Genomic DNA, 22,405 nt, shown 5'->3' with positions numbered 1-22,405 from the left:
CGTACGAGGCGGCTGGCTTTCAGCGTGCGAGCGGTAGTGTTCAGCATGCCGGATACGGCCAGTCCGGCCTGTTCATGAGTTGACAGGTCCGGACTTGTTGAGCAGTCGTCCGGCCCCGTAGAGCCTCTTTCTCTCAATGTTTCCGGGCGAGGGGGCCACGGTTGGATGCGCGGGATTGGCACTTTTACGTCAGCCGGCTTTTTTGGTCCGCAACGAGACCCCGACTTCGCGACTGCATCGTTTTAAAATCAAAGGGAATGAACTGGTGCTGCGAGAGAGGATTGAACTCTCGACCTCTCCCTTACCAAGGGAGTGCTCTACCACTGAGCTACCGCAGCCGCTGATGGCGGGGCTTCTGCCATATAGAACCGGCAAGCGCAAGGCGTCTGTGAAAGGCTTTGCCAGACAAGTTTCGCTGACATGGCGGCGCCACAATGCTAGCTATCCCTTGAACGGCAGGCCCTGCCAGTCGCGGGCGGGACGGAACGATGGACGACAAGATAAATCCACCGAAAAAGGCTGATCCGGCAAAAAAGGGCGGGATTAACCGCAAGGACCGTCTGGCCGAGCAGTTGCGCGCCAATCTCATGAAGCGCAAGACGCAAGCGCGTTCGCGGCGCACCGGTGACGCTGACCAGCGCCCGGAAGGCCTGGCGGCTGCTGAAAAAATGCACAAGGACTGACCGATATCGGCCACACTGGCCGGCCAACTTGGCCAACGGGCTCAGGAATCTTGAACCAAGCCGGCCAATGGTCTAGACGGGCCGATACGCAAACTGACGAAAACCGGCCTTTCGGGCCGAGGGGACATTCTCTCATGGATCGCATCAGAATTGTCGGCGGCAACAAGCTCGCCGGAAGCATTCCGATTTCGGGCGCGAAAAACGCCGCTTTGCCGCTGATGATCGCCTCGCTGCTCACCGACGACACGCTGACGCTGGAAAACGTGCCGCATCTGGCCGATGTCGAGCAGCTGATCCGCATTCTCGGCAATCACGGCGTCGACTATTCGGTCAATGGCCGCCGCGAGAAGCAGAATGAGGGCTATTCGCGCACCATCAACTTCTCGGCCCGCAACATCGTCGACACGACCGCGCCTTACGAACTGGTGTCGAAGATGCGGGCATCGTTCTGGGTGATCGGCCCGCTGCTGGCCCGCATGGGCGAGGCGAAAGTGTCGCTTCCCGGCGGTTGCGCCATCGGCACGCGGCCGGTCGACCTGTTCCTTGAAGGCCTGCAGGCGCTGGGCGCCGACATCGATGTCGACACTGGTTATGTGCTGGCCAAGACCAGGAACGGCCGCCTCGTCGGCAATCGCTATGTGTTCCCGAAAGTCTCCGTCGGCGCCACCCATGTGCTGATGATGGCGGCGGCGCTCGCCAAGGGCGAGACGGTGCTGGAAAACGCCGCCTGCGAGCCCGAAATCGTCAACCTCGCCGAATGCCTCAACGCCATGGGCGCAAAAATTTCCGGCGCCGGCACTCCAACCATCACCATCGATGGCGTCGAATCGCTGTCGGGCGCGCGAGTGCGCGTCATCCCCGACCGCATCGAGACCGGGACCTATGCCATGGCTGTGGCCATGACCGGCGGCGATGTCGTGCTCGAAGGCGCCCGCCCCGAGCTGCTACAGACCGCGTTGGATGTGATTGCCCAGACCGGTACCGAGATCACGCCGACCAATTCCGGCATTCGCGTCCGGCGCAACGGCGCCGGCATTTCGCCGGTCGACGTAACGACGGCGCCGTTCCCGGCCTTCCCGACCGATCTGCAGGCGCAGTTCATGGGCCTGATGACCATGGCCAAAGGCAAGTCGCGCATCACCGAGACCATCTTTGAAAACCGCTTCATGCATGTGCAGGAACTGGCCCGGCTCGGCGCCCACATCACGCTGTCCGGCCAAACGGCGATCGTCGACGGCGTCTCCAAGCTGAAGGGCGCGCCCGTGATGGCGACCGATCTGCGCGCCTCGGTGTCGCTGGTCATCGCCGGTCTGGCGGCCGAAGGCGAAACGACGGTCAACCGCGTCTACCACCTCGACCGCGGTTTTGAGCGGCTGGAAGAAAAGCTGTCCAATTGCGGCGCGGTGATCGAGCGGATTTCGGCTTGACCGCACGGCAGTTGCTTCAGACAGACAGGCGTCTGGTGCTGCCTCCATTCACCGCCAACACTTCAAACCCGAGGCGCTAGCCTCGGGTTGAATTCGTGTCGCGGTTGCACCGACCGGAAAGACCGCCTAACAGAAGGCTGAAACCAACTTTCAGGTGTGCATTCGGCATGGCAGCCCTCAAACTCATTGCGCTCGACGATCAGGATCTGAGCATCGTCTCGGCTCACGTCCAGGACGCCGTGATGAAGGTCTCGGATCTCGAATACCTGCCTTCGGCCAAGCGTTTCATATTGACCATGAAACGCTTCGTCTGGGAGGCGAAGTCCGGATTGTTCAGCCAGCACAATGAGCGGCGCCAGGCGGTGTTGCATTTCGACCGCGTGCTCGGCGCCAAGACCAGCGGCATTGCCCGCGATCGGCCGGCCGAGGTGCTGTCGCTTCTGGCAATCAGCTTTATCGAAATCAGCAAGCCGGCCGGCATCGTCGAATTGGTCTTTTCCGGCGGCGGCGCGATCATGCTCGACGTCGAATGCATCGAGGCACGGCTTGCCGACATAGGCGGCGCCTGGGAAGCCACCTCGCGTCCGGTGCACAGGGTCTAGAGCATGATCCCAAAAAGTGGGTGCCGGTTTTTGTTGGACAAAACGGGAATCGTTTGTCCAGAGATCATGCTCCAACAAAGGGCTAGATCATGATGAGATTTCAAGCAAATCTCACCATGATCTAGACGCAGCCGATGGCCATTACGCTTATCCAATCCGATGCCGGTTTCGCGCAGCGTTTCGCCGCCTTCCTGACCACCAAGCGGGAAGTATCGGAGGACGTCGACACTGCCGTGCGTGCCATCATTGCGCGGGTTCGTGCCGAGGGCGACGCTGCCCTGGTCGACTACACGCTGAAATTCGACAAGGCCGACCTCAATAGCCTCGGCATCGCCGTGTCGAAGGACGACATCGCGCAGGCCTACAAAGACGCCGATCCGCAGACGGTCGATGCGCTCAAATTCGCGCGCGACCGCATCCGATCCCATCACGAGCGACAAATGCCCAAGGACGATCGCTATACCGATGCCGCCGGGGTCGAGTTGGGTTCGCGCTGGACGGCGATCGAGGCGGTCGGGCTCTATGTGCCGGGCGGCACGGCAAGCTATCCAAGCTCGGTGCTGATGAACGCCGTGCCGGCCAGGGTGGCGGGCGTCGAGCGCATCGTCATCGTCGTGCCGGCGCCGGGCGGCATCATCAATCCGCTGGTGCTGGTGGCCGCCGATATATCAGGCGTTTCAGAGATTTACCGCGTCGGCGGCGCGCAGGCGATCGCCGCTCTCGCCTATGGCACGCAGACGATCCGGCCGGTCGCCAAAATCGTCGGGCCCGGCAATGCCTATGTCGCCGCCGCCAAGCGCCAGGTGTTCGGCACGGTCGGCATCGACATGATTGCCGGACCGTCTGAAGTGCTGGTGGTGGCCGACGGCAGCAACGATCCCGACTGGATCGCCGCCGATCTTCTGGCGCAGGCCGAGCACGACGTGTCGGCGCAATCGATCCTGATCACCAACGATCCTGCGTTTGGAAAAGCAGTCGAACAGGCGGTCGAGCGCCAATTGCTGAGCCTGCCGCGCGCCGAGACGGCGGCTGCCAGCTGGCGCGATTTCGGCGCGGTGATCCTGGTGGAGACCATCGAAGCCGCGCTGCCGCTGGTCGACCGCATCGCCGCCGAACATGTGGAACTCGCCATCGACGATGCCGAGGGCTTCCTGGCCAGGATGCGCAATGCGGGCGCTGTGTTTCTGGGACGCCATACGCCCGAAGTCATCGGCGACTATGTCGGCGGCTCCAACCACGTGCTGCCGACGGCGCGTTCGGCGCGCTTCTCTTCGGGCCTGTCGGTGCTCGATTTCGTCAAGCGCACCTCGATCCTGAAGCTCGGGCCGGAGCAGCTGAGAGCACTTGCGCCGGCGGCGATTGCGCTGGCCAAGGCGGAAGGCCTCGACGCGCATGGCCGCTCCGTCGCCATCCGGCTGAACATGTAGGCGGCGATGGCGGACGGCGATCAAACCCGCGCAAGGCTGATCGATGTCGAGCTCGACGAGTCGATCGGCCGTTCGACGCCCGATGTCGAACATGAGCGCGCGGTGGCGATCTTCGACCTGATCGAAGAAAACAGCTTTCAGCCGGTCAATGATGACGGCGCCGGGCCTTATCGGCTGAAGCTCTCGCTGGCCGAATCCCGGCTGGTGTTTGCGGTCGCCCGCGAGGATGGTGCTGATGTCGTCACCCATATCCTGTCGCTGACGCCGCTCAGGCGCATCGTCAAGGACTACTACCTGATCTGCGAAAGCTATTACGACGCCATCCGCTCCTCGACGCCAAGCCATATCGAGGCGATCGACATGGGCCGGCGCGGCCTGCACAATGAAGGCTCGCAGACGTTGATGGACCGGCTGGCCGGCAAGATCGACATCGACTTCGACACGGCGCGGCGGCTGTTCACGCTGGTCTGCGTGCTGCACTGGCGGGGTTAGACCTGACTGGGGCGCCCCGCTCGATCCTGTTTTTGTGCGGCATGAACGCCGTGCGCTCGCCGATGGCCGAGCAGCTGGCGCGGCGCATGCTGCCGCCGGCCACTTTCGTCGCCTCTGCCGGCGTGCACAGGGGCGAGCGCGATCCGTTCGTCGACGCGGTGCTGGCCGAAGAGGGCCTGACGCTAGGCGAGCGCCAGCCGCGCTCGATGGACGATCTCGAGGACGATTATTTCGACCTGATCGTCACCCTGGCGCCGGAAGCCCACCACGCCGCGCTCGAACTCACCCGCTCGCTTGCCGTCGACGTCGAATACTGGCCGATGCCGGATCCGACCGATGTCGGCGGCAGGCGCGAGCAGATCATGGCCAGCTATCGCGACGTGAGAGAACGGCTGAAAGCGCGCATCAGCCGACGTTTTCTGCTTCCGGAGGTAAAAAACGCGGCGGATTGATGCATGTCGCTCAAAAGCGGTCCCGGTTTTGAGACAACGACATGCATAAAACGAAAGCTTGGAGCGCGTCGCATATGACGCGATCTAAGCGTGTTCACAAGCGCACGATTATCATATAGGTTCCGCCGAAATTCCGGCCTGGGCGCTCCAGGGCGCCGGAACTGCAATCCAAGCAAAGGTATCGAATGCCGAAGGAAGAAGTCCTCGAGTTTCCGGGTGTCGTGACGGAATTGTTGCCCAACGCGATGTTCCGGGTGAAGCTCGAAAACGAACACGAGATCATCGCCCATACGGCTGGCCGCATGCGCAAGAACCGCATCCGTGTGCTGACCGGCGACAAGGTCCTGGTCGAGATGACGCCCTATGACCTGACCAAGGGCCGCATCACCTACCGTTTCAAGTAACAGTCCGGCGCGAACCGCGATGAGCATCCTGCAGAAGCTCGTGCTTGCCTCTGGTTCGCCGCGCCGGATCGAACTGTTGCAACAGGCCGGCGTCGAGCCGGACCGCGTGCTGCCAGCCGATGTCGACGAAACGCCGCTGCGCGCCGAACATCCGCGCTCGCTGGCCAAGCGGCTGTCGAAGGAAAAGGCCGAGAAGGCGCTGGCCTCGCTGAAAAGCGAGGAAGACTATGCGCCAAGTTTCGTGCTGGCCGCCGATACGGTGGTCGCGGTCGGACGCCGCATCCTGCCCAAGGCCGAGACGCTGGACGACGCCGCCAATTGCCTTGGACTGCTTTCGGGCCGTTCGCACCGGGTCTATTCCGGCATCTGCCTGATTACGCCGGGCGGCAAGCTGCGCCAAAGGCTGGTTGAATCCAGGGTACGCTTCAAGCGGCTTCCACGCGAGGAGATCGACGCCTATGTCGCCTCCGGCGAATGGCGCGGCAAGGCCGGCGGCTATGCCGTCCAGGGTCTCGCCGGTTCGTTCGTCGTCAAGCTGGTCGGCTCCTACACCAACATTGTCGGCCTGCCGCTCTACGAGACGGTGGCGCTGCTTTCGGGCGAAGGCTTCAAGGTCCACACCAGCTGGCATACCGCGCGGCCATGAGCCTGGACGATAAGGTCACACCACTGCGCCCGAAGCGCCCCTGCCCCGAATGCGGCAAGCCGTCGGCGCGCGAGACCTATCCGTTCTGCTCGAAGCGCTGCAAGGACATCGACCTCAACCGCTGGCTGAAGGGCGCCTATGTCATCACCGCGCGGGATGACGAGGACGAGAGCGACGAGCCGAAGTAGGGTTTGGGCGGTGCCGGCCGCGCAATTCCACTTCGCCGACCTTACGCAATTGCTGCTTTGCCGGCGTCGGTATTGTCTGCGACAATTGCCCCGGAAAATCAGCGCTTAGGCGCTGGACAGGCCGGATTCCCGTGCTATAACCCACGCGCTTTCAAGGGGTGCCCCACGGCGCTTTCCTGAAATCCGGTCAGGCGATGTCTCGTTTGCCGGCGAGGCCCAGATAGCTCAGTTGGTAGAGCAGCGGACTGAAAATCCGCGTGTCGGTGGTTCGAATCCGCCTCTGGGCACCACTTCTCTCCGGTCCATTCCGGACACATAGGTTACGGTTTATATCGGAGACATGGGTAACACTTTTGGCCCGAAGGGGTTTTGGAGTGGTTCGAGCCTGCATGTCTCATCATCGAAGTAGCCCAAATCATAATCCATGAAGGAAGCCAGCCAGATATGGTCCTCGACCTGTTTGATGCCGACGGTCTGGCCGGCAAAGACGAGGCTGAGGTTGATCTTCTTGCGATTGTAGCAGATGCGGCCGCAGGTGGTGACGGTGACGGCCTTGTCGTGAAACGGATAATCGAGATCCGGCAGGCCGGCATAGATGCGCGGTGACGGCGTGTAGCGCTCGGCTGGACAGGCCATGTCGAGCGCCTGATGTGGGCGTTCTGAGTTGAACTCATTGATGAAGTCATCGAACCTGGCCTGCTGCTGCAGGAAATTGGCGCCAGCCGGTTTGGTGGTTTCCTTCTTGAGAGTCAGGTGCATGCGCTCATGGCGCCCGTTCTGCTGCGGACAGCCCGGCTGGATGCGCTCGATGTCGATGCCCAGGCGCAGCCACCAGACCGACAGTTTGCTGAGATTGAACAGCGCGTTTGGGCTGGCAAAGGGAACGCCATTGTCGGTCCTTATGGCGCTGGGCAGGCCGAACTCTTTGAAACGCTCTCGAACACCGTGAAGGCATAGGCTTCCTTGGTAGTCGACAACGCCTCGCAGGCGATGAGATAGCGGCTGGCGAAGTCGGTGATCGTCAGCGGATAGCAATAGCGCCGATCGGCGAGCATGAACTCGCCTTTGTAGTCGGCACACCACAGATCGTTGGGCCGATAGCCGTTTGAAAGTGGTGTTCCCATCGCCCTGTTGCGCCTTCGCTTGCGGCGCTCGACCAGGCCATGGCGGTCGAGAACCGCATGCACCGTCGAGATCGCAGGCCGGTGAACGTCAGGATACAGCCGGGCCAACCGTTCGCGTATCTTTGGCGCACCCCAGGTCGGCTTGTCTTGCTTGAGGCGCACAATCAGCTTCTCGATTTGAAACGGAAGCTGATTGGCGTGGCGGTAGGGTCGGCGTGATCGATCCGTCAGCCCCTCAAGGCCACTGTCATTGTAGCGTGTGAGGATCTTGTAGCCGGTCTTGCGCGAGATATCGAACTCACGGCAAAGCACCGCCATCTTCTCGCCGTCCAGCAGCCGGGCAATGAACTTCAGCCGCTCTTCCATGACGTTACACTCCTTCCAAGGCACCTTGCTCTCCTTGCAAAGGGCCGAAAGTGTAACCCATGTCTCCGGAATGAACTGTCACCCATCTCTCGGGAAGGGCATCCCGGAAGCTCCTGTTTCTCAATGATTTCAAGGCTTAGTCTTTCCTAGCGGTCCACATTCCGGTACACCGGAGGTCCACAATGGGACTTGTTTTGAAGCACGTTTTCCGCACTAAGGCCGGAACTTGGCACTACAGACGAAGGCTCCCCGGCGACACCATATCCATCGTCGGCAAGGGGGAGTTCAAGCGCTTGCTCGGCTCCACGGAACGGGAGGCCCTTCGCAACTTCCCAAAGGTCAATGTGGAATTTGAGCGGCTGGTGGCCGGCGCTCGCATGAGGCGCGATGCAGGCGCATTGGCGGGGACGCCCCTAGAGGTCCACCGGGAAGCGGAGAGACGGGCGCAAGAGCTTGCGGCCATGACCGTCCATATTGGAAGTCGTGAGTTGCCCGGTAGTCACCCAGACGCTGTTGATGTGATCCGGGAAAGCTATCTGTCGAGGCAGGACCGTGCGGCAGGGGATGAGGTTGAGGACCGCGCCGTAGCTATCCTGTCCAGCGGCGGGAAGTTGTCTCGCCCCGCGCCCATGATTGAGGATGCCCGAAAGCTCTACCTGAAGGAGCGCGTGGTCGGCGGCATAAACGAGACGGCAAAGACCGCGCGGGTAAACCGCAACATGGAGCATCTGTCCCTCGCCGGGGTCGGCAAAGACCGGGCCATAACCAGCCTCACCCGAGAGGATGCCCGAAACGTCCGGGATTATCTGGTGCGCGACCTCGGCATGAAGGCCGCTACGGTGCGTCGCTACATGAATGATGTCCGGGCCGTGATAAATCTGGGCATGACGGAGTTCGGCCTTCGAGACACGATGGCGAACCCGTTCCAGAACCTTCCTATCAAGGGGGCAGAGGTGTCGACCACGGCGGCGACTGATGAGCGGAAGCCCATCCCCGAGGCGATGATAGGCCCGCTCCGGCAGCGCATTGAGGCCCGCGCGGGGGAAGACCTTTGGCGCATATGGCGGATTGTCGAGGGGACAGGATGCCGTCTGGGATAGGTGGCAGGACTTCTCCTCCCTGACGTGGTTTTTGGCGCTGCCATCCCCTACATCAATCTTGTCCCCCACCCCCACAGGCGTCTCAAGACGGCAGGCTCTGTGCGGAGAGTTCCGCTGATAGGCGACGCCCTGAAAGCTGCACAAGAGGCCACGGAGGCGGCCGGGAAAGGCCCTGCCCTGTTCTCCCGCTATGGTCGATTGCGCGGCGCTGACGCAGCCTCTGCGGTGCTCATGAAGCATGTTCGCGCGATAACCGATGATCCGAAGATCGTCGTCCACTCGCTCCGGCATCGCATGGAAGATCGCCTCACGCTTGCTGGCGTGAGTGAGTTCGACCGAAACTTGATCTTGGGTCACTCCAGCGGCGGAATGAGCGAGCGCTACGGCGGCCCCGACGCCCGACTTGAGGTGGCCCAACGTGGTCTCAAGGCGGCCTTGGGTGTCGGCCGACCGTCCAGACGCAAACCCAAAGTGTAGCGGAGGGCGGCGTGGCGAAGCGGAACATTCCTGCGATGACATAGCGCAAGGCGCCAGAGGTCCCGGCGACCACTTGGAACCTCAAGCGGGCCGCCTTTCTTGCGGCCTCCGGGTGGGTGGTCGCCGTGTTCTTGGGCTTGTTGGAGCTTCCCGCCAAGGTGAACTCCTTCTTCAACGAGGCACCCGCAGCGTACAAAAACGTCACCGACCTCGTGCTGTTAGATCAGCAGTACTCGGGTGTGTGGACGACCGACTTGGAAGGGTGGATAGACGCGACTGACGACGAGCGAACTGCCTCCACAGTTGACGGGTCTCCCGTTGTGTTTGCGCTTGCGGGTCTACCGTGGCGAGGTCGTTGTATTCCGGAGGACTGGAGAAGAACTACGTCTACACCCGCCTTATGGTCGAGGGGCGGAAGCGATGGGGTGGCACAATAGAGGCAATTGTCTACGACTACATAGACGGGAAGAAGACCGCCTTGGCGCAATTCGAGCTTGCTCTAGACGAAAGCGCCCGATTGCCACTTCGCCTGAAAGCGGTCCACCAAGGCCTTCACGTTTTGCCTGAAACGATTGGGCTCCACCGAAACGACGATGCCTTCCCGGACGATCTTGGAGGCATCAACGTCGAGTTCTATGAAAAGGCGCTCAAGCGCTTCAATCCCGACCGGGCGATGCCTGCCGACAGAGCCGACCAAAAGCAAAGCGGGTAGGAGGGAGACCCCGGCCGACGGACCGCTCCGGCAAGTCCTCGATCATGTGAGACGAAGATCGCCGATAGCGGCAGGAAGTTGCCCAGTGGAACGAATGCTCCGGCCTGCCCTAGCCTCCCCATTCAGCGCCTCGTTCGTGGCCCTCCCCCGCAATCTCCGCAACCTACGTTCATTCGTCCTTCCAGATCACCCGCTTCTCCCAGCGGATTTCCACGAGGCGCCTGTAGCGGATTCGGTGTGCCTGCTCCCCAGTGGGGTGGAACAACTGTGCGCTCATCCACTCCCGGCTTTTGCACTTCTGGCAAAGCACCTTGTCCCGCACTCTATCGATGGTGACGTTCCCGACTATCTCTCGCAGTTCTGCCGGTTTGTAGTATCGGGTGATGTTGCAATGACCGCAGCGAATGCCCGCCACCTGCCCCGCGTCATGGGCATGCGTAAGGGTCCACGCGGCACCTCTCGGCCACTTCTCGGGTTGCTTTCCCCACCCAGAGGGAAAACGCCGAGGTCGAGGCGGAGTTGGCGATTCGCTCGGGCGATGATCAGGGCCGGGAGGTAAGGATGATCCGACGGGGTACGGGTCACGATGCTCATTCCAGACCCTTGGCACGAGCGTAAGCTGAGGGGCCGTAGGGCGTGTTGGCTAGATAGCATGTAAACTCGTGCTCTAGCTGGACCATGGCTATGTCCTTGTCATGCTCATGGCCGCGCGCACCCACGTCGTTGCGCCACCGATTGTCATTGGTCGAAATCGACCAGCGCCAAGTGCCCTCTCGCAGACCCCGCGACTTGTCGCGCTGGATGCGGCCAACGCTATCGGAGCCCAGGAAGCTGGCGGAGATACTGCTTGTTGCCGGGCTAAGGCTCCAGTCGAGCCAGAAACGCGCTGCGAAACTGCGCACATACTGAGCCGCGTGGACTATGGTGGCACAAATGGTGATGGGCTGTCCGTCGTAGTCGAGGACTTCATAGCCCTCACCGCCGGCATCGCGAACTCTCAATCGTTCGGCTGTCATGACCTTCTCCAATTCGCTCTTGAGGCCGCAACGCCCGTAGAGCGGACGGCGAGCCGGATTGTTGAGTAAGGAGTTATGTCGGGCAGCCGTGCTGCTTCTTACTTCTCTTCGACGTAAGGGCTCACCCATCGTCGGTTATCGCGCGGCTTGTCCGAAAGACGCCAAGGGCCGCTTCTCTCAAGGCACGATGTGAAAGGTGACGTAACGTCTGCACGCAGTCAAGGGATTGGCACGCTCGGTAGTGTCTCAGTTTGGAGTTGCGCTCTGTTCAAAGAAAGATGGAAGCCGACGTCAGGTAAATTCCATATACGCTCGCCCCAAGGAAGAGGAGGGCGAGGATGAGGCCGATTTGTTTCTCGCGCCTCAACGATGATGGTTCCTTCATCGTGAGCAGCACCAGCCACGCCGATAAGACCGCCATAGCCACAGCAATGACAAACATCGCGATATAGATGCTCTTCGGATAGAGGGGCCGCAGGAGAATGCCCGTCGAGGCAATTGCGAGGTTGGCAGCGATGAGCGCTTTGTAGCGCCCTGACAGCCGATGATCATTCATACCGATACTCGTTTTTGTAAGGGCCGCGCTTGCCCGCCTTCGATGCAGGGGGCGTCCATCTTCTCGCAAAGGTCATCCATAGACCAGAGCGCCTTCTCACGCTCTCAATCGTCCTCGCGGAAATCCTTCAGCGACGCATGGCGAAGCTTCTCCTCGCCCTTCAGGAACTTGACTCGCCCCACCAATCCCGGCTTGAGCCATTCGGCCTTCTCCTTTGGCGAGCCCTTTTGGCGGCGGAGCACCGGCCTTGCCCTGTACGCGGTCCCATAGTGCCTCCTTCTCGACGTAGCACTTGATCTTGCGCCAGTTCATGGTCGAGCCGCTGCGGTAGACGCTGTCGAGGCGCTTCGAGACGATGCCCTCAAGGCCAGCCTCACAGGCGAGATGATAGACGGCCTCGCCAGTGCCGGGCATGGCCTCGCTGAACTGGATATGGCCGCCAGCCGGGATCAGCGCTTGCAAGATTTCGCGCCTGTCCTTGAGCGGCATGTCGCGCAGATCGTGGCCGTTGGAGATTTTATTTTGTTCATCCAGAATTTCATTTTGAAACGCCGTGCTGAAATCTTCCGATATATCGTTGAATTCGGCTCGCACCCGCTCGAACAGCCTGGTGGCCTCGGCGTGATAGGTGACGATGTCCATCTCCTCCGCGATGCGCGTGGCGCTCGTGAGACCGAGCAGGCGGTTCACTTCTCTCGCGGCATCGGCCTTGGAAATGGTGACTTGGGTAATCGCGTTGAGATCCCGGCCCTTTTCGGCCGTGACCTTTTCCGCTTCTGGTTTGAACACCGAAGGATTGATACCGGAATAGAACCGGGCGGGCTTCTTTTCATCGTCAGCCAGCTTGTAGGCGGCGGAGATAGCATCATCGCCGAATTTCTCGACCGTTCTTTGAAGCTCGGCAAGAGGCGCTGGCAAGGCGTGCTTTACGGCGTCCCGACGCCTCTCCAGGGTAATGGTCGAGTGACCGGCGCGAGCCAACTCATCGATCTCGTTATTACACGCATCGCGCGCGTCGAGCAGCTGGCCGACGTTTTCGACGAGCTTCGTCAATAGAGTGGCGCGGTCACTCGTCAGATCAGCAATTTCTTTTGCCTTGGCATCGGCAATTTTTTTTTGCCTTGTCATCGGCGGAAACATTCGCGACCTGCTTCGCAATCGCAATCGCAATCTTGCCATCGCAATCGGCGAGTTCCTTCATCAGCCTGGTCGCGCTGTCGATCAGCGTTTCAGCTGGAGGTCCATTCGGGTGCTTAGCCATTTCTACTTCTCCCCTTTCATTTCATTCTGGATGAAGCCCTTTGCCCGGTTCATGCCGATCAAGAACAGGTCCATATCTCGGTCTCATCCATGACGAAGTTGAGCCAGTTGGTACTGCCGACATTGAGGGTCGCCAGCCGGAACGGATAAGACGGCGGCATGGCCCACTTTTTGTCGTCGTCCTTCTCTTGTTCTCGTCGAGCTTCGAAGCGCTTGCTGGCCTCCCTCAGCTGGTCGATCGCATCGCGATCACGCTGGTTGCGAATCATGAACGCGACCGTGCCGACATCCGTGACAAGGCTGCTCAAGCGTGCGCGGCGCTGATAGGGTTTCGCCAATGTCGTGCTCATCAGCGGCACAGCGACCGTCGGCACGTCCGGCATTGTCAGCCTGAAAGCATCGACCGGGAGGTTTGAAAAAATACCGCCGTCAAGAAACGCAACCTGATCGATCCCGGCAAACTCGTCGTGTTTGTCTTTGTCGACGAGCTCTGCAAGTCTGACCGAGATAAAACTCTCCCACGTCTTCTTGTTGACGTCGAAAAGGGCCGGCTCGAAGAACAGTGGGATCGACATCGAGGCTCGCACCAGGGCGGCGGGCGAGTTGGAATTCGTTTCCACCGACAGATATCTGACGTCGCGGGGGAATTGAAACTTCACGCCGACGGGCGTGCAGGCCGCCATGATCTGAAGCAGGTCCTCTCCAAGTTGTTTGTCGCCAGTTTGCTTGTCGTCGCCAAGCTGCCACGATGCAAACAAGGCCTGTTCTGGACTGGCGGTGGTTGCGTCGCGCAATTGCTTGCCGACATCTCTCAGCGTGTTGAACAATTCGTCGACGGTTCGAAGTCCGTTCTCAGCCAGGACGCCGCGCAGCCAATCTTCGAAGGCATTCCCGGGGTTGAGCCCACGCTTGCGCAGTATCTGGCGCAGCGCTCTAAGCCAGGCCGGCCAAGCCGAAGGAAGCAAGGAGATTCGCTTGAGCAGAAATTGCTTGATGAGCCTGCGCGTGCGAAACGGACCGTCGATGAACGCGCTCATCGGCATGCCGCCGACGATTTCCACCACCTTTTCATGGGTGGGGTCGAGCAGGTTTTTGCCGCGCACGGCTGCCAAGCCCATCGCCATGATGGCGCCGGCCGAAGCTCCGGCGATACCGGCAAAGCGGACGCCGGCCAATTCAAGGCCGGTGACGAATCCGGCATGCGCAAGGCCGAGAACACCACCGCCCTGCAGGACGATGTTGGCAATGCGATATGGCTCGCCGCTTCCGTCCGGTTTGACGTCGCGAAACAGCCGCAGCTCCCCCGTATCGTTCATGGCTGCCGCCTTCAGCCAAAAGAACTCATCCATTTTGGATTTGGACGGGTGCTTATCGTCCGGCTTTTTGGCCTCGGCGATGATCTCGCCTTTCAGCTTCAGGAAGTCAGGATTATTCCAGACATTCAGGGCCATTGTTCTTAGCCCCACCCCTCGCGGCAATGTCTCCAGGCAGCGTCTTGGGCACGACCCCCACTTCCGATCATGTTTCGGCCGGCGGAGGCCTTGTCTGCCTAACGCTTCGGCGCCTGTTCCTCAGTTCGCGGTCTTCTTGTACGCAAGATAAGCCGCGTGGCTCAGCCCAAGCAGCGCTACGAAGCCTTGGTCAATCGTTGGGAGGTCCTTGATAAACGGCAACTTGCTGTCGACGATCATCTTGTCGGAGAGTGCCCCTGCATAGATCGAAACCAGCAGGATCGTGAACGCCAACTGCTGTACCTTGCTGACGTCGATCTGCGCGTATCCGGCGGTGGTATCGCCGCGGACGATGTCCATCCAGCGCGCTTCCGGCGCCTCCTCCTTGGACGGCACATTATTGTCGAGCTTGACGGTCTTCGTCAGCGCATCTTCCGCCTTCACCGTGGCCTCGACGCGCTCGACCAGCGCGGCCGTCGGCTTCTTGTCCTTCTTTCGGCTCTCCACCAACACCGGCGCGGTGACGAAGCTGAACGCACCGATGCCCAGCAAAGCCCAAACCTCCGGTGGCACCTTGATGGCGAGCGGCGTGACGTCGCCGAGCGCGGCGTTCGACAGGCCGGCTGTCATCAATGCGGAGACAAGCAACACCGTCCACAAAACGAGCTGGAAGCGTGCAAGGCTGATACGGTTGCGATCGTCGATGAAGATGCCGTCCAGCCGCTGCTTGAACGCATTGCCGACATAGGCAAGCAGTGCCGCAAATGTGACTGCCGTTATCGCCCACGCCCAGACCCGGCCGAAGTCATAGCTGGAATTGCCGCCCAACGCGATGTTGACGAAAGCGCGACGGCGATGGCGAAGATGAGAACGCCCAGGCCCTTCATGGAGGAATCTCCTTCAGCAATGCGGACGAAAGCCGCGAACAGTCATGATCGAAAGCCAGCGACGACGACTGGCAGGCGGATGGGAGCCGGCGGCGATACGATGCCGCCGGCAGCGCTCATCGAGCGGCATCGACGTCATTGCGCAGTTTTGAAAGCTGCCCGAAGAAGCGATCGCCTGGACAGTCCGTGCTCTTGCACTGACGATGGCCGATGATGTCGGCGGTGCTCATGCCATATTGGTTGCATAGCCAGGCACAGAGCTGGACCAGCGCCGTCCACTGCGCGGCCGGGGGCAGGCCGACCATATAGGTGCCCTCGTTTTCGATGCCGACGTAGTCGCTGTTGCAGGCATCGCCGGCATGCGCTCCCAGCACGTGCTTCTGGCCGGCGCGGGCTATTTCAAGGCTGCGGTGCCGACCTTCCAGCATGTGCCCGCCGCGGCTGACGGTGAAGTGCTGGCCGGTATCCTTCCAGTTTCGCTGTGGCCCCATGTGAAAGCTCTGGATATTTCGAGCCAGCTGCTTGGCATGCACCAGGGATGTATCAGCGACATTGGCGCTGGCCGTGTGGTGAATGACAATGCCTTTGGGCCGCCTGTTCAGAACCGTGATCGCGCTCTTGGGCGGATGTGCCCCCCAGGACGCGGTATCATGGATCACCGGCGCCGCTGCCAGTTCCAGCATGGATGCGGGCGCCAATTCGAGCCCGGCTGATTCCATCAGCTGCGTCGTGCCGTGGCATCCGCAATCGGGCTTTGCGCCATAGACCTGCCCGATGTAGCTGTCCGCACCGAGCTGGCTCGTTGTTGCTAACTCCCTCAGGGTGTCCAACCCGTCGTCGAGCCATGCCGCTGCCGCCGGATCGGCCACACTCTCCATGGCAAGACCTTCCGTTGCTCCAGCATGGGCACGGTAGGCATCGAGAGCGACCTGGGCATAGCGTTCGCGGCTCGGGTAGTTTGGCACACCCGCCACCAGATATTTGCGTTCGAAAACCCGGACCGCCCTGACCAGATCCGTTTCCCGCAGCAAGGCGCGACTGGCGTAGTCGTGCGTCGTCGACAGTTCGTGTTTCAAGAAGCCGTAATTGGCCTGGTCGGAATCGATGTCGAGATGTTGCCGGCTGCACCATGCCTCGAAGGCACGCCGTCGAGGACCCGTCCATTGCTCCCAGCCGTAGCCGCCGCGCCCCGCAATCGGATGCACTTCCTGCATCGTGTGGAAGCCATTGCACTCATGGCCGGTATTGCCCAGCACCGCCGCCGTCTGCACGGTGGTGAAGTGGAAGTCGCGTTTCAAGGCATCCATTATCGACGGCGCCTTTTCGATGAAAAGTCGGTAGTTGGCCATCTTCCCCTCCTATCGGCTGCTGTTATGGCCGCGCTTGGATGCGGCTGACCGGCCGGCTGCGGCCGCCGGCGTTGCGACTTCGTGATCGCTTTCAGCGGCAGGCGCCACGACGACCGCGACCGCCGGACTGACAACAGGTTGCGGCTGGGTGGCGACTGCCCGCTCGGCATGAACGAGCCCGCGTCCGTACAGATCGGGCGCGCCGAGCGGCATGGCGGTGGCCTCGAGATGGCGCTGCGCCATGAGCGGGCTGAGGCCCGGATAGCGGGAAAGCAGGATTGCTGCCACGCCGGCAACATGGGGCGTCGCCATGCTCGTGCCGTTCAGCTCACGATAGGTGTTGGCCAGATACGTCGATTCGATCCCGACGCCTGGCGCGGAGAGATCGAGTTGCGAACCGCGATTGCTGAAATTGGCTCTGCGATTCGACTGGTCGGTCGCTGCGACCGCGATGCAAGCATCGTCGAAAGCAGCCGGATATGACACCGCCCCGCCATAATCATTGCCGGCCGCGGCACAGACAATCACCTGGCGCGATCGCGCATAGATGACAGCGCGACGCAGCGAATCCGACGCTTGCCCGCTTCCAAGGCTCAGATTGATCACTTGTGCGCCGTTGTTCGCGGCCCAGGTGATGCCAAGCGCCACTGAATCGCCGCGGGAATAGCCATCCCGCGCCAGAACCTTGACCGCCATCAGACGCGCCTGGGGCGCCACGCCCACGACGCCAAGACCGTTGCTGCGCCTGGCGGCGATTGTTCCGGCAACATGAGTGCCGTGACCGTGATCGTCGGTGTAGGAAATGCTGCCGGGCACGAATGTGGCGCCCCGCACCGGCAAAGCGAGATCGACATGTGGAGAAATGCCGGTGTCGACGACAGCCACGACAACGCCTTGGCCGGCGTAGCCCCTGCGCCAGGCCGCCCGGGCGCCGATCTGGTCGATGCCCCATGGCACGGATTCGCCAGCCAAAGCGGTTTGCAGCGCCGCCTGATGCCGACGGGCATCCAGGCCCGCCATTTCGGAATAGTCGTAGCCGTAACCATCACTTTCCGGCTCGGTCTGCAATGTCGTGTCGAACGCCGATATTGCCCGGTAGATGACGACCCGTTCGACGCCTTCCACAGCATCGTCTGATTTCACCGCCTCGCGGATGCCCGCCACCGCTTCGTCCGGCTCGAGGTTTTGCTCCGGATAGACCGAAAGCACGCCCGTGTATGGATTGTAGACCGGCACACCTTCCGGAGGGCCGACATTGGGGTCGAAATCGTCGATGGACAGAAAATGCAGGCCCGATTCCTCGCTGGCGACTGCCATGGTCGGAGCCTTAGCGCTGACCCTGGCGCAGATGCGCCTGACGACGTCTTCAGCGTGCGGGCGAAAATCCGGTTCATGCGCCTCGATTCGCCGAAATGCCTCACGGCGCACATTGCGTTCCGTACTTTCGAGAGCGGCGACCGTCTCGGCGCCAAGCTGTTGTTCCAGCGGGAACTTCAGCAGAATGTGGATCTGGTCCTGTGCACGGGAAAGTCCTGATCTAGCCATGTCGATTTCCTCCTGGTTGCAGTTCAGATTCGCCGTTGCCGACGGGTCAAAGCTCATGAGTCCCTCTTGGTTGTCCGGTACGCGGCTGCAGTCTCGACCTCGACACCCTCGCCGTCGGTCAGTGACTTGGCGGTCGATGAAACGTCTTTGAGATCGGCGTCGGCTGGGAGTGGAAGCGTCAGGGTCCATGTCGAATCGTTGAGGACGGGAACGTGTTCGAGCGGCGCGTGGTCGAGTTCCGAAAGAACCTGGTAGGACCGCGCCGTTCCCATCTGTTCCTGCGCATTCGCGATGCCAGGATCGTTCACAAGTTTGCCGACCAGCCCCTCGGCGAGTGCATGGTAGCGGCCAGGCGTCAGGCCCGGCGGCAGCAGCAATGTGATGGAACGAAACTTCTTTGGCATGACTGTTCCTTCTCTTGTCGGTCAAGTGTCGACCGTCCTGCGTGAAACCATCGTGAGTTCGGACGGTCATCGCGGGCCGCCATGTCTCACGGTGAATTCGCACCCGCGGCCGGGCCAAATTGACCAGGGGGGCCGCGGCGGTGGAGTGCGATCGATCCGCGGTTAACCGACGCTGTTCAGCAATCGAACTCCCCGGACGGAGCCGTCCGACACCCCCCTGTCGGTCGGACGGCTCCGCTGCAGCGCGATGCAAATGGGAGGAATACTTCGCGCTGGATTGCTACATTCCAAACCGCCGATTACGGCGTTCGACATAGGCAATGTATTCAAGCACGATGGCCTGGATGGCAGCGGCGTTCTTCGAGGTATCGGGAGTCCCTCCGGCCGTGCCGGGCTGGCTGAAAACGCCTCCGGGCGCCGCGCCGATTGCGGCGCTGCCGCCGGTATCGGCGCTGCCGCCATTGACGATGACGCTGCCGGTGCCGATCGCAACCGCAGGTGTCGATGGCGCGTTGCCGAGGCCGTCGATGGCCGCAATCACCGCAATGGTCACGTCTATGTTCGACAAGACCGTGACATAGTTGTTCTCGGTTATCGCACCGTTCATGTAGGCTTCGCACAGCCGGTAATACCCGTCGCGCAAGATCTGGATTGTCTGGGTGCGGTGTGCCAGCGACCCGGCCGATTCCTGAAAGCCAACCGCGGCGTTCCCACTTACGGTCGAGGCGCCGGACGGCCCCTTACCGCTTGCTGAAAAGACCGCGGCCTGCGCCACCAGCGCGTCGGGGCTGGGTTCGGCACATGTGGTGATCCCCCCGCCGGGCACCTGACGCCGGCCCTGCATCACAAGCCGCTGTTTCGCATCGATGCTGAGCGTCTGGACGCTGCCCAATGACGACCTCGTGTGGATCGTACTGCCGCCGCATCCCACGAGCAGTGTTGCCGCGGCGATCGCCGCCATCCTGCAATAATTATTCATGTCACTTTTCCCCTTGCCACTTGATTTTGCTAACTTTTTTCATTGCCATCCCGGCATTCATGATTACGCCTCGGACGCGGGGTTGCCTCGAACCAGGCAAGTGCCTTGTTGAGCTGGCCCAGCGTTCCGTCGTCGCAGTGGATCTGGTCGGTCATCTGGTCGCGGGCACGCCCGGTCAGCAGCCAGCCCAGTGGTGAGCGCTCGTCGCCCTTCCCGAAGACCCAGCCACCATTGGACCAGAGCCTCGGCTTCATGCGGAAATGAACGTAGTGGCCGGCATCATCGACAGCACAGGCGAGTTGCTTGGCCGCCAGCAGACCCCGTGACTCTCGGACCATGAGCAGGCCGTCGATCGGCGCCAAGCTATCGCTGGCGAAACGGCCCCATGCCCTTTCGTACCAGGGGCCGAGTTCGCCTCGGGGCGCGGTGAGCCCCATCGCCTTGCCACACAGTTTGAAATCGGGCTCCGAACTGTCGGTGAGGTCCGGATCGCTGCTGATCTGGATGACCGACAATTCGATGTCATCTGACGTTGTGGGTTCCGCTTTCGGCGGCGACTTTATGGCACGCAATAGATCAAGCGCGGTCTGCGCACCGAAGTTTTCGAAATAGCCGCCATCGATGATCCGCGCCTGGACCAGGCCGGCATTGGGCATTGACGGCGGGTAAAGTATGGTTCCGGCCGGGCTGACATAGGTGAACCGTGCGCTGTTCATGGCTGCCGTGCTCAGCCTGATCGGCGCGTGCGCGATGTCGAAATAGTCCAGCGTTTCAGGAAACCGCCCCGTGAGATCGAGATCGCTGGTGACGATCCTAGCGCCGGTTTCGGCATCGGTGCCGTTCAAAAGCAGATGCGGAGGGTGCGCGCGTTGGCCCGACCACAGTGTCAGGAAGCCTCCCTCCAGCTTGGCTCCGCCCTCCTTATAGAAGGCTGCTTCCCAAGCGCTTTCGAGCGCCTCGGCGCGATCTGGAAAGAGGCGGAACGGCAGGAAGCGCTGCGCCAGGTCCGGAAACAGGGTGGCACCCATCGTCGGCCCCAGGAAATCCCGGGACAGAGCCTGATCCATCCTGCAGGCAAATCCTTTGCGTCTGCTATCCGGGCAGACCAGCTTGTCGTTCGCCAGGGGCTCGCTCAGCGCGGTAGCGAAAAGGACGGCGCCAAGACTCCCGCCCGATACGCCGCTGATGGCGAACACGCATTTACGGAATTGTGGCGCATTGTCCTGAAGCGATCCCAGAATGGCCGCCGTCCAGTAGGCGGCGCGTAACCCACCGCCGGCGGTGGCCACCAAAATGAGCCGGCGCTTTTTCAAATCTGTTTCGGACCGACAGTCGTTCGGGCCCAGGCCGCTTCTCCAGTTCAGCAGCGCGGTTTCGATGCTCGGCCTGGCCAGCAACGGCCCTGTCAGCGATCGGACCTCATGGTTGTCATTCCCCGCAAAGAGACTCATCGCGAACGGCAAGGCCAGCATGGTCGTCAGGATCGGAAAGCGGCTGCTATGACAAATCCTGCTGAGAGCGCCGAGGATCGAAGTCGCGATGGCCAGAAAGGCGAATAGGACGACTGGCGCTCCCAGCCACTGTCCCCAGGCCGGAAGGAAGCAGAACACGCACAGCAGCACCACAAACATGGCGAGTGCAAACAGGACGGTGAACCCTTCCCAATCGGGTGCCTGCCCGCTCATCGCCTTTCTCATCCCGGACGATATGGGCTTTTTGGATTCGTCGGCCGCCCGCTCGCTGGTCGCCTTTGTCCCGCCAGCCGAAATGTCCGGCTGAAATTCGTCGGCCGCCCCTCTCCACAACAGTCTCGCGCCAACCGCCACCAGAGTCATATTCACCAGAAGCAGGACACGCAGCGGCCAGGTCACGATGTTGAGCTTGATCGCCGCCGTGACGATGCTCATGGCGTAGACAAGGAAGCAGGCGAAAAGCAGTTGTTGTGGCCATGTCCGATCCATAAAGCCATCAGCCCAGGGATAGGTCACCTCTGCCTCGTTCGAGTTATCTGCCTGGTCCTTGCGATTCTTTCCTGCCTGCTTTTCGCGGGCGTCTTTCGTCTGCTGCCTGCGGACCCCTTTCGCGTTGTCCAGATTGAGGCGAGCCATAAGAGTGCAGGAAAGTGCCCACCAGACGAACGTCAGCTGAACCACAGCGAGCCAGCCAGTCCATCCGAGCCAGCGAGCCCAGGACACATCGGCTATGGGTTCGGCGAGCGCCAGCGTGAGTTCCCGCCCCTGACCGGTCATAAGTAGAACAATTAGTCCGGCCAGCACACTGAAGCTTGCCACGCGGGTCAGGCGGATGATGTCTACGACCGGATTGACCGCGAGCCCAGCTTCCGAAATCCACTTCGTATTCCTGGTCTTCGCCGCATAGAGGCGAGCGACGGGATCCAAGATGCGTCTCAACAACTGGCGGAGCCGTTCCTTGCTTGCCCACAGCCGTTGCCCCCAGTTGCTGGTGGCATTTCCCGTCGGCGATAGTTGGGTCATGACCTGATCCCCCTGGATTGGTTTGAAGCCGAGTGTCGCCAGGCCGCGTGAATTCACCGTGATTTCAGATCGGCTGCCGCCAGCAACCGCGTTTCACGGTGATTTCACGCAAGTGATTTTATTGGTTCTATTATCCGATCAGCCAGCTTGACCGGGGCGGCCGCAGCGACGGGAGGTCCTGAGCTGCGAGCCAAAGTAGAGTCTGGTAGGAACTACTCGCAGGACGTAAAAAGACGCGCCTCTGTGGAGGTGATGAAGAATAATACAGCTGAATAGCGGATTTCCGCTGCTCCACCTTGCTTGTCGGATAGGTCAATTTATAACTGGTTCGGGGGGGAACACAGCCATCTTCTGTCTAGAACA

22 protein-coding genes, 2 tRNA genes and 1 pseudogene are annotated in these 22,405 nt (G+C 61.2%); 12 read left to right on the top strand and 13 right to left on the bottom strand.

The window, feature by feature from the left end:
* Window positions 1-263 precede the first annotated feature (263 nt).
* Window positions 264-338 (bottom strand) — tRNA-Thr (locus tag ACYG9V_RS08985).
* 150 nt (window positions 339-488) lie between these two features.
* Here ACYG9V_RS08985 and ACYG9V_RS08980 point away from each other — a divergent pair.
* The 10 genes from ACYG9V_RS08980 (at window position 489) to ACYG9V_RS08935 (ending at window position 6,611) form a co-directional block, all read left to right on the top strand.
* Window positions 489-683, top strand: a complete 195-nt coding sequence (locus ACYG9V_RS08980; protein WP_352765669.1) for a hypothetical protein — start codon at window positions 489-491, stop codon at window positions 681-683.
* Window positions 684-817: 134 nt separating this feature from the next.
* A complete protein-coding gene (gene murA / locus ACYG9V_RS08975; RefSeq protein ID WP_023732388.1) occupies window positions 818-2,110 on the top strand; it encodes a UDP-N-acetylglucosamine 1-carboxyvinyltransferase in 1,293 nt (430 codons plus the stop codon).
* A 167-nt stretch (window positions 2,111-2,277) separates the two neighbouring features.
* Window positions 2,278-2,712, top strand: coding sequence for a DUF2948 family protein (locus ACYG9V_RS08970; RefSeq protein WP_023753868.1), 435 nt, complete (start codon window positions 2,278-2,280; stop codon window positions 2,710-2,712).
* A 134-nt stretch (window positions 2,713-2,846) separates the two neighbouring features.
* On the top strand, window positions 2,847-4,139 hold the full coding sequence (gene hisD / locus ACYG9V_RS08965) for a histidinol dehydrogenase (RefSeq protein ID WP_023729049.1): 1,293 nt from the start codon (window positions 2,847-2,849) through the stop codon (window positions 4,137-4,139).
* A gap of 6 nt (window positions 4,140-4,145) precedes the next feature.
* Window positions 4,146-4,631 (top strand): UPF0262 family protein, encoded by a 486-nt coding sequence (locus ACYG9V_RS08960; protein WP_023669283.1) that lies wholly within the window; start codon window positions 4,146-4,148, stop codon window positions 4,629-4,631.
* A complete protein-coding gene (locus ACYG9V_RS08955; RefSeq protein WP_081725519.1) occupies window positions 4,619-5,083 on the top strand; it encodes an arsenate-mycothiol transferase ArsC in 465 nt (154 codons plus the stop codon). The genes ACYG9V_RS08960 and ACYG9V_RS08955 overlap by 13 nt, the downstream gene beginning before the upstream one ends.
* Window positions 5,084-5,268: 185 nt before the next feature.
* Window positions 5,269-5,487, top strand: a complete 219-nt coding sequence (gene infA / locus ACYG9V_RS08950; protein ID WP_006200926.1) for a translation initiation factor IF-1 — start codon at window positions 5,269-5,271, stop codon at window positions 5,485-5,487.
* A 19-nt stretch (window positions 5,488-5,506) separates the two neighbouring features.
* Window positions 5,507-6,133 (top strand): Maf-like protein, encoded by a 627-nt coding sequence (locus ACYG9V_RS08945; protein WP_352712782.1) that lies wholly within the window; start codon window positions 5,507-5,509, stop codon window positions 6,131-6,133.
* Complete coding sequence (gene yacG, locus ACYG9V_RS08940) at window positions 6,130-6,321, top strand: DNA gyrase inhibitor YacG (RefSeq protein ID WP_023669280.1); 192 nt, start codon at window positions 6,130-6,132, stop codon at window positions 6,319-6,321. The genes ACYG9V_RS08945 and yacG overlap by 4 nt, the downstream gene beginning before the upstream one ends.
* A gap of 214 nt (window positions 6,322-6,535) precedes the next feature.
* Window positions 6,536-6,611 (top strand) — tRNA-Phe (locus ACYG9V_RS08935).
* 37 nt (window positions 6,612-6,648) lie between these two features.
* Here the strand turns inward: ACYG9V_RS08935 and ACYG9V_RS08930 are convergent.
* Window positions 6,649-7,835, bottom strand: a pseudogene (locus ACYG9V_RS08930) (helix-turn-helix domain-containing protein).
* Between the two features lie 158 nt (window positions 7,836-7,993).
* Between ACYG9V_RS08930 and ACYG9V_RS08925 the strand changes: the two are divergent.
* Both ACYG9V_RS08925 and ACYG9V_RS08920 read left to right on the top strand, forming a co-directional pair.
* Entirely contained in the window at window positions 7,994-8,911 is a 918-nt protein-coding gene (locus ACYG9V_RS08925; protein WP_460221939.1) for a DUF6538 domain-containing protein, read from the top strand.
* 832 nt (window positions 8,912-9,743) lie between these two features.
* Entirely contained in the window at window positions 9,744-10,100 is a 357-nt protein-coding gene (locus tag ACYG9V_RS08920; protein ID WP_352763724.1) for a hypothetical protein, read from the top strand.
* A gap of 590 nt (window positions 10,101-10,690) precedes the next feature.
* On the opposite strand, the gene ACYG9V_RS08915 is transcribed toward ACYG9V_RS08920, so the two are convergent.
* The 11 genes from ACYG9V_RS08915 to ACYG9V_RS08865 all read right to left on the bottom strand — a co-directional run bounded on the left by ACYG9V_RS08915 (window position 10,691) and on the right by ACYG9V_RS08865 (window position 22,042).
* On the bottom strand, window positions 10,691-11,116 hold the full coding sequence (locus ACYG9V_RS08915) for a hypothetical protein (RefSeq protein ID WP_352763726.1): 426 nt from the start codon (window positions 11,114-11,116) through the stop codon (window positions 10,691-10,693).
* 268 nt (window positions 11,117-11,384) lie between these two features.
* The gene (locus tag ACYG9V_RS08910; RefSeq protein WP_352763729.1) at window positions 11,385-11,672 is read right to left on the bottom strand and encodes a hypothetical protein; all 288 of its coding nucleotides are present in this window, start codon (window positions 11,670-11,672) and stop codon (window positions 11,385-11,387) included.
* Window positions 11,673-11,768: 96 nt separating this feature from the next.
* Window positions 11,769-12,812 carry an ATP-dependent DNA ligase gene (locus ACYG9V_RS08905; protein WP_460221938.1) on the bottom strand — a complete coding sequence of 348 codons (1,044 nt, stop codon included), beginning with the start codon at window positions 12,810-12,812 and terminating at the stop codon, window positions 11,769-11,771.
* Window positions 12,751-12,933, bottom strand: coding sequence for a hypothetical protein (locus ACYG9V_RS08900; RefSeq protein WP_352763732.1), 183 nt, complete (start codon window positions 12,931-12,933; stop codon window positions 12,751-12,753). Before ACYG9V_RS08900 ends, ACYG9V_RS08905 begins: the two co-directional genes overlap by 62 nt.
* A gap of 58 nt (window positions 12,934-12,991) precedes the next feature.
* The gene (locus tag ACYG9V_RS08895; RefSeq protein WP_352763736.1) at window positions 12,992-14,383 is read right to left on the bottom strand and encodes a patatin-like phospholipase family protein; all 1,392 of its coding nucleotides are present in this window, start codon (window positions 14,381-14,383) and stop codon (window positions 12,992-12,994) included.
* A gap of 120 nt (window positions 14,384-14,503) precedes the next feature.
* Window positions 14,504-15,211, bottom strand: a complete 708-nt coding sequence (locus ACYG9V_RS08890) for a hypothetical protein (protein WP_352763739.1) — start codon at window positions 15,209-15,211, stop codon at window positions 14,504-14,506.
* A gap of 175 nt (window positions 15,212-15,386) precedes the next feature.
* Window positions 15,387-16,619: a phage tail tip lysozyme gene (locus ACYG9V_RS08885; RefSeq protein ID WP_352763741.1), complete on the bottom strand. Its 1,233-nt coding sequence runs from the start codon at window positions 16,617-16,619 to the stop codon at window positions 15,387-15,389.
* A gap of 9 nt (window positions 16,620-16,628) precedes the next feature.
* On the bottom strand, window positions 16,629-18,164 hold the full coding sequence (locus tag ACYG9V_RS08880; protein WP_352789811.1) for a S8 family peptidase: 1,536 nt from the start codon (window positions 18,162-18,164) through the stop codon (window positions 16,629-16,631).
* Window positions 18,165-18,217: 53 nt separating this feature from the next.
* Window positions 18,218-18,568: a hypothetical protein gene (locus tag ACYG9V_RS08875; RefSeq protein WP_352763747.1), complete on the bottom strand. Its 351-nt coding sequence runs from the start codon at window positions 18,566-18,568 to the stop codon at window positions 18,218-18,220.
* A gap of 280 nt (window positions 18,569-18,848) precedes the next feature.
* Complete coding sequence (locus ACYG9V_RS08870) at window positions 18,849-19,460, bottom strand: hypothetical protein (RefSeq protein WP_352763749.1); 612 nt, start codon at window positions 19,458-19,460, stop codon at window positions 18,849-18,851.
* Between the two features lie 116 nt (window positions 19,461-19,576).
* Window positions 19,577-22,042 (bottom strand): patatin-like phospholipase domain-containing protein, encoded by a 2,466-nt coding sequence (locus tag ACYG9V_RS08865; RefSeq protein ID WP_352763751.1) that lies wholly within the window; start codon window positions 22,040-22,042, stop codon window positions 19,577-19,579.
* Window positions 22,043-22,405 lie beyond the last annotated feature (363 nt).

The sequence above is a fragment of the Mesorhizobium sp. W016 genome (genome assembly GCF_054719485.1).
The sequence above is the reverse complement of the archived record's forward strand: the minus strand, read 5'-3'. Positions and strand labels throughout refer to the sequence as shown.